Annotated in this window: 10 protein-coding genes; 8 read left to right on the top strand and 2 right to left on the bottom strand. The window is 30.6% G+C overall.

Annotation, left to right across the window (positions count from 1 at the left end):
• The first annotated feature begins 142 nt into the window (after window positions 1–142).
• From ilvD to B6F84_RS02340, 4 genes are all read left to right on the top strand, one after another.
• The gene (gene ilvD, locus B6F84_RS02355) at window positions 143–1,825 is read left to right on the top strand and encodes a dihydroxy-acid dehydratase (RefSeq protein ID WP_148690739.1); all 1,683 of its coding nucleotides are present in this window, start codon (window positions 143–145) and stop codon (window positions 1,823–1,825) included.
• Window positions 1,826–1,927: 102 nt separating this feature from the next.
• Entirely contained in the window at window positions 1,928–2,998 is a 1,071-nt protein-coding gene (gene asd / locus B6F84_RS02350) for an aspartate-semialdehyde dehydrogenase (protein ID WP_148692809.1), read from the top strand.
• A 278-nt stretch (window positions 2,999–3,276) separates the two neighbouring features.
• A complete protein-coding gene (locus tag B6F84_RS02345; RefSeq protein ID WP_148690738.1) occupies window positions 3,277–4,077 on the top strand; it encodes a hypothetical protein in 801 nt (266 codons plus the stop codon).
• A 106-nt stretch (window positions 4,078–4,183) separates the two neighbouring features.
• Window positions 4,184–4,531 (top strand): hypothetical protein, encoded by a 348-nt coding sequence (locus B6F84_RS02340; RefSeq protein WP_148690737.1) that lies wholly within the window; start codon window positions 4,184–4,186, stop codon window positions 4,529–4,531.
• 4 nt (window positions 4,532–4,535) lie between these two features.
• Here the strand turns inward: B6F84_RS02340 and B6F84_RS02335 are convergent, their stop codons facing one another.
• Window positions 4,536–7,763 (bottom strand): S53 family peptidase, encoded by a 3,228-nt coding sequence (locus B6F84_RS02335; protein ID WP_148690736.1) that lies wholly within the window; start codon window positions 7,761–7,763, stop codon window positions 4,536–4,538.
• 118 nt (window positions 7,764–7,881) lie between these two features.
• Between B6F84_RS02335 and B6F84_RS02330 the strand changes: the two genes are divergently transcribed.
• From B6F84_RS02330 to B6F84_RS02315, 4 genes are all read left to right on the top strand, one after another.
• Entirely contained in the window at window positions 7,882–8,547 is a 666-nt protein-coding gene (locus B6F84_RS02330) for a hypothetical protein (protein ID WP_148690735.1), read from the top strand.
• 27 nt (window positions 8,548–8,574) lie between these two features.
• Window positions 8,575–9,810, top strand: coding sequence for an NADP-dependent isocitrate dehydrogenase (locus B6F84_RS02325; RefSeq protein ID WP_148692808.1), 1,236 nt, complete (start codon window positions 8,575–8,577; stop codon window positions 9,808–9,810).
• A gap of 541 nt (window positions 9,811–10,351) precedes the next feature.
• Window positions 10,352–11,509 (top strand): Cdc6/Cdc18 family protein, encoded by a 1,158-nt coding sequence (locus tag B6F84_RS02320; RefSeq protein ID WP_148690734.1) that lies wholly within the window; start codon window positions 10,352–10,354, stop codon window positions 11,507–11,509.
• Window positions 11,510–11,539: 30 nt separating this feature from the next.
• Window positions 11,540–11,857 carry a DUF6788 family protein gene (locus tag B6F84_RS02315; protein WP_148690733.1) on the top strand — a complete coding sequence of 106 codons (318 nt, stop codon included), beginning with the start codon at window positions 11,540–11,542 and terminating at the stop codon, window positions 11,855–11,857.
• Here B6F84_RS02315 and B6F84_RS02310 read toward each other — a convergent pair.
• Window positions 11,852–12,145, bottom strand: a complete 294-nt coding sequence (locus tag B6F84_RS02310; RefSeq protein ID WP_148690732.1) for a 4a-hydroxytetrahydrobiopterin dehydratase — start codon at window positions 12,143–12,145, stop codon at window positions 11,852–11,854. The two genes, B6F84_RS02315 and B6F84_RS02310, sit on opposite strands and share 6 nt — an antisense overlap.
• Window positions 12,146–12,218: the final 73 nt, after the last annotated feature.

Here is a 12,218-nt window from a genome sequence, read left to right as displayed (position 1 = left end):
AAATAGAAATTCAACTGTATTTCTAAGATGAAAAATGTTAATGCACGTAATAATTTTTATGTAATACTTTTCAAGATATAATAAAAGTAATTTATAAATATAATATTCAAAGCTTAAAACTTTACATTCTATCTTTATTGATATGTCATCTGTTAAGTCTAGATCAAACTCTGTATATGGAGGGTATGAAAAAGCTCCAAATAGAGCTTTTCTAAAAGCTATGGGACTAACTGATAATGATATATCTAAACCACTGGTAGGTATAGCTGCAGCATGGAACGAAGCAGGACCATGTAATATACATGTATTAGGATTAGCTAGTGTAGCAAAAGAAGGAGTAAGAGAAGCAGGAGGAACGCCTAGAATCTTCACAACACCAGTAGTAATAGATGGTATAGCAATGGGAAGTGAAGGTATGAAATATTCTCTAGTTAGCAGAGAATTAATAGCTAACGTAGTAGAATCTACAGTAAATGCACATGGTTATGATGCTTTCGTAGCTTTAGGAGGGTGCGATAAAACAGGACCAGGTTTAATGATGGCTATGGCTAGGTTAAATATACCTTCAATATATATGTATGGTGGAACTACATTACCGGGAAATTATAAAGGAAAACCAATAGCAATAGGAGATGTATATGAAGCCGTAGGAGCATATTCAGCTAAAAAAATTACTTCAGATGATTTAAGATTAATGGAAGATTTCGCTATACCAGGGCCTGGAACATGTGGTGGACTTTATACAGCCAATACAATGGGAATGATATCAGAAGCACTAGGCCTAGCATTGCCTGGAAGTGCTTCTCCTCCGGCAGTAGACGCAGAAAGAGTAAGATATACTAGGGAAACAAGTAAAGCTGTAATGAATCTTCTTGAAATAGGATTAAAACCTAGAGATATCCTAACTTTTGAAGCTTTTGAAAATGCAATAACTGCACTAATGGCTTCAGGTGGATCTACTAATGCTGTATTACATATTTTAGCTATAGCTTACGAAGCTGGTGTAAATCTAACTTTAGATGATTTTGATAGAATAAGTAAGAAAGTGCCAGAAATTGTAAACATGAAACCAGGTGGAGAGTTTGTAATGGCAGATCTACATAAAGTAGGAGGCGTTCCACTACTTTTAAAGAAACTTCTTGATGCAGGATTACTTCACGGTGATTCTATTACCGTAACAGGAAAAACTATGGAGAAAAATCTAAAAGAATTTAAGTTACCTAACGTCGACTCTTCACATATTATAAGAGATATTAATGCACCATTTAATTCATATGGAGGAATAAGAATTCTTAAAGGAAATTTAGCTACAGAAGGAGCAGTAATAAAAGCATCCGCAACAAAAGTTAGATATCATAAAGGTCCTGCTAGAGTATTTAACTCGGAGCAAGAAGCTTTCTCTGCAGTATTAGATGGAAAAATAAAGGAAAAGGAAGTTGTTGTTATACGCTATGAGGGACCAAAAGGAGGTCCAGGAATGAGAGAAATGCTAGCTGTTACAAGCGCAATAGTAGGTCAAGGATTAGGAGAGAGCGTCGCATTAATTACAGATGGTAGATTCTCAGGAGCAACTAGAGGTATTATGGTAGGTCATGTGGCTCCAGAGGCTGCTGTTGGCGGAACAATAGGCATTCTACAAGATGGAGATATAATAACAATAGACATAGATAATGGAAAATTAAATGTTGAACTAACCGAAAAGGAAATAAAAGATAGACTAGAAAATTGGAAACCATTAGAGCCTAAATATAAATCTGGATTATTAGCACAATATGCTAAATTAGTATCATCTTCTTCTAAAGGAGCAGTACTTATTCCATACTAACTGTAAAATGTTTATATTTTTTATTAATAAAAGACAAACTGTAGAACTTATATTTTTAAAGCAAGTTTATATTCCAGAATATACAAATGTTATATGATACATATGAAAAGAACCCTAAAAGCGGCTATATTGGGTGCAACTGGACTAGTAGGAATTGAATACGTGAGAATGTTAACACAACATCCGTACATAAAACCAGCATACCTAGCTGGAAAAGGATCAGTAGGGAAGCCATATGGAGAAATAGTAAGATGGCAAACAATCGGACAAGTTCCGAAAGAAGTTGCAGATATTGAAGTAAAACCTACAGATCCTAAATTAATGGATGACGTAGATATAGTATTTTCTCCCTTACCTCAAGGAGCGGCAGGACCGGTAGAAGAACAATTTGCGAAAGAAGGATTCCCAGTAATAAGTAATTCTCCTGATCATAGATTTGATCCTGATGTTCCAATGATTGTTCCAGAGATAAATTCGCATACAATATCCCTAATTGATGAACAAAAAAAGAACAGAGATTGGAAGGGATTTATAGTTACAACACCTTTATGTACTGCTCAAGGTGCTGCAATTCCATTAGCTCCAATATTTATGAATTTCAAAATGACTGGAGCGTACATTACTACAATACAGTCTTTGTCAGGAGCTGGATATCCTGGAATACCATCTTTAGATATCGTTGATAATATATTACCATTAGGTGATAAATATGACGCAAAAACAATAAAAGAAATAACTAGATTATTAAGCGAAACAAAAAGAAACGTAAATGAACCACAATTAGATGAAGTGTCATTAGACGCGACAACTCATAGAATAGCCACAATTCAGGGTCATTATGAGGTATCATATGTTACATTTAAAGAAGACGTTGATATAAGTAAAGTAAGAGAAGCACTAGATAACTTTAGAGGAGAGCCACAAGATCTTAAACTACCTACAGCACCAGAAAAACCAATAATAATCACTGATGCAGATAATAGACCGCAAGTATATTTCGATAGATGGTCAGGAAATCCACCTGGAATGAGTATCGTAGTAGGAAGGTTAAAACAAACAAGTAAGAAATCAATAAGAATGGTATCATTAATACACAATACAGTTAGAGGAGCTGCAGGAGGCGGTATTTTAACTGCAGAACTACTTGTAGAAAAAGGATATATAGAACAATAAAATATTTTAATTTTTATATTGTCTAAATAAAAATATAGAGTAAATAATTTTATTGAATATATCGCGATAATTCATTGATACCTCTATATTAAATTATTCAGATAGGAAATAGTATATGGAATAATGAAATTATCCAAGCTTTCCTCATAAAGTGCGAAAGATTTCTAATCAAATAACTTTTTAGTTTATTAAGAGTTAATTTAACATGTAAATTTCATAGTTGACTTTAAACTATAGAGTAAGACTTTACTCACAATAATAGATAGGGTTATGTAAAAATGGATTATATAGAAGTGTCAGAAAAAGTAGGTCTAGAAAGAGAAAAAGCCATATACGTGTATAGAAGGCTAGATGGAGGATATTATATGAAATTATATTACGCTAAAACTCCAATTCTTACTGCTATTAAAGATTGGCCAGAACATTATACGAAAAAAATATTCAAATATCCAAAACTAAGTTTACCTGGATATAATGAAGCATTTCAACTTCTAATTACACTAGATGTTCTAAGTGTAGTTGGAAGCTCTTCAAGGCTATTAGGATTACCTTTACCATTGGATAAGGTCTATTCTGAAACTCAATTTATATACAAATATATTGAAGAAAATAGCATATCTAACTCCATTAGCAACTATCCTACAGAGACTGAAATAGATTTCAGGTTTGATTTTACACCATTTATTGAAGACATAACACAAAAAAGAAAAAATGATAATGATACTAACATTCTAGATGTATTCCAGGATATAGCATATGAAAGTAATTTTACTGATGAATTAAAAAGAAAAAATCCTTGGATCAAGGCAGTAAGCAAACAAAATATTCTTAAGGCCTTATCATTATCTAACGCATTAGACGATTTTATAAACTATATACAAGATTATATATTTTTATTAGCATCTGAAAGAACTTTCTATTTTGATAGAAATATCCTTGAAAATAACATTTCATCCTCTATCCAAAAAATATTAGATGAAGGGAAAAAATCTATCTCAAGCAATCCAAAAAATGAATATGAAAATGAAATAAATAAAATAATAACTCAATTAAAGGATTCATCAAACTATCTTTCATAATCTCATATCACGTAGATAATTCCTAATAAACCTAATTTTCTCTAAAATTGAAGGGAACAGAAAACAAAAAGAAGTATTTTTTAATGAGAAATATGAAACCTCTTTTGTGAAAGCAAAACAGACAAAAAGGCAAAAACTTCATGCAAATAAAAACGAAAGCATATCAGCATTTAAAGAGGAATTATCAGCCTTAGAATTCGAACCAATTTATGGAGATTCAATTAAAGATATTATAGCTCGATTAACTACTAAAATTCAAGAATTAGCAGAAGATTACGGATATCAGATAGAATTTCCCAAGAAAGCTGAAATAGAAGTTGATGGAAATATATACTACTTTAATTATAATTTAAAGATAAAGACTAAATTCAACATCAAAAGATTAAAAGTAAACGTACAATACATAATGTTCGATAATAATGAGTGGATAGGACTAATAACAGAAATAAAATAAAAAATTACTTTAACTTTTTAATAAGTACAAAAAATATCGCTAACACAACTACTAATATAGATACTAGAACATATAACTTACTATTACTCACATTATTACCATTAATAGTCGTATTAGGTGAAATAGTTGAAGATGTATTAGTAGTAATTTCGTCAGATGTTATATTTTCATTAGATATTATTTTGGAATTATCTATTTTTTCATGAATAACTTGGCTATTGATAAGAGTTATTGTACTATTTTTAGCTTCTAAATTCTGAATTATAGTATCTATAAAAGTTGCATCATGATTAATTATTACAGCATTTTGAATATACATATTAACTGCTATAGTACCATTAAAAAATGAAGTATAAATGTATGGCAGTAATGAAAAAATCTTATTTGGAGTGCTAGGAACAATAGCTAATGATGAATAATCCAATGATGCAGGAAAAGATATAGGAACTCCAGATGAAGAAACACCATAAATATAAATATACCAATTACCAGCTAAGCCTTCGGTAGAATATCCAAGAGGATTGCTATTACCTGAAGGTGTAGTTATATTGGCTATCCAGTATCCATTATGATATATTAATGGTGTGGAAAACGTTATATCTAATGAGTCAAAATCTCCTGCTAAATATGACGGAATTATAACTGCATTAAATATGCCAAATTTAACTGGAGTACCATTAGGATAAGTTATTAGTGCTCTCAATATAAAACTTTGATTCTCATATAATGCTGAACTAGTAGGTGACAGAAGTTTTACATTTAAAGAATATGGCGAAACATAGATTTGAGTATAGCCATAGCTATTTACACTATAATTGCTACCTTCGTATATTGCCTTAGCTATAATATAGTAATATCCTGCCTCTATATTTTTTGGTAAAGTTATCTGTTTAACATAGAAAATTTGGCCATTTACATCTACAGAATTGATAGTAGTAGAATATACTATTTTCCCATCTGTACTTACTAATTCAAAAGTTATATTTGGATAAACTTCTGCTTCTACTGATACTCCTATAGTTATGTTAGAACCAGGAGAAATAACAGTAGGTTCAGTAAAAGCTGAAGGAACAATATAAGGAAGGACATATGCACCTTCTACATATTCATCAAATCCAAATATACCGCTTATCTTGACCATATATATTCCACCAAAATTTGGAAAATCATTAAATGTTCCATACACAAATGATCCATTATTTATAATTATAATATTAAGAGATGATAATAATATTATTGAAGGAACAGATAACTCAGTAGTAGCATATACAGAAAATGAGTTATCTGATGGTATGTATTTGTATACTGTAGCTTCTAGATTATTAGGTGCTATCGCTCCAGTACCATTAGGATATATTAACTCTGCTAATATTGGCATAGATCCAGGTGAAGTATAAACTCCAACCTCAGGTAATATATATTCTGCTTGTAATCCTACTGTAATATATGTACCTGTATACTCATTACCTTGCTTTATCACTATCTCTTCTATTCCGCTACCAGTAACGGAAAATTCTCCTATCCAATAACTACCATTATATACTAGAGGAAACCTTTCTATTATTGTAGATCCGTTATATACATATCCTTGAACAGGAACTAGAGGAGAAGCCTTTACAATAACTTTAGCTATTTCACCATCTAAATATGTTGAATTAGTAGTAGCTACTGAAATTGTAGAAACATTATGTACTAACATAACAAAATATCCTGCATTAATGTATCCTAAACCAGTAACTGGATTAGGAGTACTATTAACAATATAAGGCGTATTATATCCAAAATCTATTGGAACTAAAGCTTTAGTACCGTTTAATGCATATATCATTGGATTTATAAAACCTAATTTTCCATGTACTTCGCTAGCTAGATCTATTATTCCAGCTATTGTTGGTGACGCTACTGATGTTCCTCCTACTAAGCATACTTCGTTATGATAATAAACTACTGGAACTCCAGAATAAGGATTTGCGTCTGCTACTACATCGGGTACACTTCTAAATCCATTTAATCCTTGGTACCATGGAGATGGAAATATACTACTATATCCTCCAGTAGTAGCTCCATAAACACTTTCTCCGCTCCACGCTGTCTGTACAGACGAAGAGCCAGAAGAATATAATGTAGCACCTCCAGCTGCTAATACATAGGGGTCAGAAGAAGGCAATATATCATTACCTTCTGGAAATAAATAGAAATTATTTCCATTTCCTCCCTCATCTCCTGAGGCTGCTATAAAGGTAATTCCTTCAACCTCACCTAACCAATACTCGTAAGTTAATGATTGAACGTAAGATAATGGTATTAAACCTAGATCAACATAGATTTCAGGTATTCCAAAACTTTGCGAAACAACGTTTACTTTATCTTGCTGATCAATGAAAGCTATAGCAGCTGGTAAAGGAACTTGCTCGTTAGCTACATATAAAATAATGCCAGCATTTGGAGCTATTTCATGAGAGTATTCAACATCTAATGAGATTTCTAGAGCCCATCCTGTTTCTATTCCATTATTAGGATTATAACAACCTATAGGTTGAATTTGTAAAAAGGGAGGATTACTTATATTAAATTCGTTATCAAATTCATCTAATTGTTGAATGATATAAGGATCACCGCAGAAATCCAAAATACCAATAGTAGTACCATTACCTGTAATTCCATGATTATATAACCATGTTGTATTATAAGCTTCTTGTAATTGGCTAGGTAAGACATAGTTATATGCTACTGCTTGACTAACATTATATATTGTATTAGGCTTAGCAAGAAGTGCAGCAGTTATATTAGTTCCAAATATTTCTGCATTACCTATTATAGATGGTGGATCTCCTAAAAACTGATAAAATCTTATGCTATTAAAATTATTTACATATATTGTACCATTAAGTGCTTTTTCAAGCGATTTTGCAGGCCCAGAGGCAAGAACTACATTATAGTAAGTCGTAGTATTAATATTATATCTATGTAAATAGTCTACTATATTGTTTATTGTATTGTTAGGGATGAATAAGTTGTATACCTCTGTACTATTTAGAATAATATGATTTTCTACGTACATTTGCAATAATGCTAAATTTTTAGGAGTCTCTACTATTGCTATTGTAACAAAAGAATTAGGATTTATACTCTGTAAGCTAATATCCTGGTGGTTATTGGTTAAATTTACACTAGAGATAAATGGAATAACTTGAGTTAGTAATAACGCTAATATCATTAAAGTTTTAAACATGGTTATACTTGATTTTGTCTATAAGATAAATCTTTTCGATATAACCTCATACTGATGAAAAATAGGTCTTTAGTCAATAATAATACAATTTAAATTTTACAAAACTAGAAATGTAAATATGGAAGAAATATTTAAGCTTACTTCAGCTTCTCCTTATTCTGAGTTACTTGAATATTTCAACAATCCTAGAAATATTATGAAATATATACCTATGTTTAATGACATCATAAATATAGATGAGAATACGTTTTTAGTTAAAATTGGATGGATATTTAACATTGATTTAAAAGTATTTAAAATTTCAAATAAAAACAGAATAACATATATAGTAGAGCATAAGTCCTTTCCTAGTATTGTAGGAAAATTAGATCATATTTTAGAACCAAAGCAAGGACAACAAAACTTAACTGAAATTAATATAATTTTTTATTATAGTGGACCATTTGAGATAATTGTAAAACTTCAAGCCAGAAAGTTATATAATTCAATTCAAAAACAATTTTCAGTTAATAATTATTCTAATCTTAAATTGGAAGAAAAAGAATTTAACGAGGAGAAAACACAAATGAAAACAATTTTATCTGGCACAATTGATATTCAGAATATTGACACCGTAATCTCAAAAGCTATACTAGAAAGCAAAGAAAATGAAATAGAATTAATAATAAGTAAGGGAGATACGTCTATAAAACTCATTTTTATAGATGGAACTTTAGTTAAGCAAATTGGATCATTAAGTGATTTAAAAGGAAGAAGTAAGTTCTTATTGAGAAAAAAGGAATAAAATTAAGTTGTGAAAATTGAAGTTTATATGTATCATTTTCCTGAAGATGGAGAGAAAATAGAATTTAAAGACGGCAAGTGGATAGTTCCTGATAAGCCTATAATTCTCTATATAGAAGGAGATGGTATTGGCCCAGAAATAACGCATTCTGCAATTCAAGTAATAAATAAGGCAGTTGAAAAAGCTTATGGATCAAAAAAAGAGATTAAATGGGTAGAAGTATTAGCTGGAAACAAGGCAGTTAATACTGTAGGAGATAGATTTCCTAAAGAAACACAAGAAGCATTACTTAACTATAGAGTAGTACTTAAGGGACCAATGGAGACACCAATAGGTAAAGGATGGAAATCAGTAAATGTTGCAATAAGATTAATGTTAGACCTTTATGCAAATATAAGACCAGTAAAATATATTGAAGGAATAGAAAGTCCACTAAAAGATCCAAAAAAGGTAAATATGATAATTTTTAGAGAAAACACAGATGATCTATATAGAGGTATAGAATATCCATATGATTCTACCGAAGCAACAAAAATTAGAGATTTCATAAGGAGAGAACTTAATATAGACATTGAAAATGACACAGGTATTGGCATAAAGATAATAAGTAAATACAAGACTCAAAGAATAACAAGATTAGCAATAAAATATGCATTACAAAATTCAAGGAAAAGAATAACAATAATGCATAAAGGAAACGTTATGAAGTACACTGAAGGAGCTTTCAGAGATTGGGCTTATGAAACAGCTCTTAACGAATATAAGGAAAGCATAGTAACTGAAGAAGAGTTGAATACTAAATACAATGGAAAAATACCTGATGGAAAAATTCTACTAAATGATAGAATAGCAGATAATATGTTCCAACAAATAATAATAAAACCAGAAGATTATGATATTATACTTGCACCTAATGTTAATGGTGACTACATATCGGATGCAGCCGGAGCACTTATAGGCAATATTGGCCTTTTGGGGGGAGCTAACGTAGGGGATAATGGAGGAATGTTTGAAGCCGTACATGGAACTGCTCCAAAATACGCTGGGAAAAACATAGCAAATCCTACTGGAATTATTAAAGGAGGCGAATTAATGTTAAGATTTATGGGCTGGGACAAAGCAGCTGACCTAATAGAGAATTCGATTAACGAAGCAATAAAGCAGAAAAAGGTAACACAAGATATAGCAAGATTCATGAATGTACAGGCATTAGGAACTAAAGAGTTTACAGATGTATTAATATCCATAATAGATACGTTATAGCTTTTTATTCCATAAATATAGTATATTTTTACTAAAATGTATATTCTTAGATTTTTTATTTATATTAATTCCTAAGACGATGATAACTCCCCGGTTTTACAGTATATTTACGTTATTTCATAAAGATAAATTCCGTATACATAGACTGAGAGACAGCAAATTTCTTTCGTTAATTTTAATCATGTAACGCTTAATCTAATTGAGATGTATCTTTTAAAAGAATTTATTATACAAACTGTTATATTTAGTTGCTATTATTAACCTTGAGAAACACTGCAGATTTACAGTGTCTCTCCTTATTATATATTAATACTAAACTTGAAGGTATTATTTATGATAATAATTTTTAAACATAATTCATATACTAATAGATATTTCTTATAAAATGTAAGTATTACTGAATATAGATGATGGAAACTAAGAATACATACTGTAAAACTGGGGAGTTTAATAGTGTGTAATACGTTACCAGGCTAATACCTGGTACTACGATAAGTAATAAAGGAAACAACATATAACTAGAGAAACATATGAAACAACTGTGATTAGAGAGACTCTTAAAGGCGGTAAAGGAGAAGTAATAAAGAATCCTAAAGTGTTTATTGACCCTATATCTGTATTTACTGAAATTCCATATAGAGAAGATATAATAAAGGAGACTGCTATCTCTATTAGGTATTTTGTTAAGAATGATGTTAGATTTTCAAATTTATTTCTTGGTTTAACTGGTACTGGAAAGACGTTTGTTATAAGATATATTTTAAGCGAGATAGAAGCTGTAAAGAACGAAGATGAAGATTACGCTAATGTTAAACAAGCTTATATTAATTGTCGAGAAGTTGGAGGTACGCCTCAAGCTGTATTATCGGTATTAACTGAAAAGCTAACTAACGGTATAGTACCTAAGCATGGGATAAACTTAGGTGAATATATTGAAAAGATTAAGCATGCAGTAAAAGAAAAGAAAGTTATAGTCTACTTAGATGAAGTTGATACTTTAGTTAAAAGAAGAGATGGAGATATAGTATTATATCAAATGCTTAGAGCTGATGCTAAAATTTCCGTAATTATGATTAGTAACGATATTAATATTAGAGACTACATGGAACCTAGAGTGCTTTCTTCTTTAGGTCCTTCAGTAATTTTTAAGCCTTATGATGCAGATCAACTTAGAGAGATCTTAAGTAAATATGCAGAATATGGATTATTTAGAGGAACATATAATGAGGAAGTGCTAGCTTATATTGCTGCTATTTCAGCTAAAGAACATGGCGATGCTAGAAAAGCTGTTAATCTACTATTTAGAGCAGCTCAGTTAGCTTCTGGGGAAGGAATTTTGAGAAAAGATCATGTTGATAGAGCTATAGTTGAATATGAACAAGAAAGGTTAGTAGAGGCAATAAAATCTTTGCCATTTCATTATAAGTTAGCTTTAAGATCAGTTGTTGAGGCTGAAGATGTAGTTACTGCGCATAAGATATATACTGATTTATGTGATAAATTAAAGCAAAGGCCTTTATCCTATAGAAGATTTTCTGATATTATATCAGAATTAGATATGTTTGGTATTATAAAAATAAAAATATTAAATAAAGGAAGAGCAGGGGGTATAAGAAAATATATAGAGGTCTCTGATAAGGAAAGAATCTTAAAAGCATTAGACGAAAATTTATCTGAAGAAATGGGGTATGAATATTAGAAATACTCTGCATTTATACAGTGATGTCGTATGATATGGGAGAAAGTTAAGGAAATAGAAGAAAAATACTTAGAAGTGCAAAAAGAGAGGCAGAAACTAGAAGATGAATTGAAAAATCTTCCTTCCGGGCATGTGGATGCTAAAAAGATTGGAAAGAATACTTATTATTATTTACGATATTGGGAAGAAGGTAAACTAAAAAGTAAATATTTAGGAAAAGATGCATATGAAATAAAACAAAAGACTGAATATTCAATAGATCTTAGAAAAAGAGTTTCATTACTTAGAGAAGAAGAAAAAAGGTTACAAAAAATTTTAGAAAGAATTAAAACTACTTTGGAGTTATGACTTAACGTGCGTCGATAGTTCATCAATCTTTTCTGCTAATTGAAAGTCTAAATCAGATATTCCACCTACATCGTGAGTAGTTAGTTCAATAATTACTCTATTGTAATATACACATACGTCTGGATGATGGTCTAATCCATCTGCTACTGGCTGTATTAACTTTAGGAAGCTTACTGAATCATCGAAATTAGAAAATTTAAATTCTTTTATAATTTTATTGTTTTCATATTTCCAGTTATTTAGCTTAGAAAGTCTCTCTGTTATTTCGTTTTCTGAAAGTTTTTTCATAAAGTAAGTTTTAACACTGTTAAATATAAATCAGTCTGGTTCAATCTCATCACATTTCAACCCAGGGTTCACT

The sequence above is a fragment of the Acidianus manzaensis genome (assembly GCF_002116695.1).
GTDB classification, from domain to species: Archaea; Thermoproteota; Thermoprotei_A; order Sulfolobales; family Sulfolobaceae; genus Acidianus; species Acidianus manzaensis.
The sequence above is the reverse complement of the archived record's forward strand: the minus strand, read 5'-3'. Positions and strand labels throughout refer to the sequence as shown.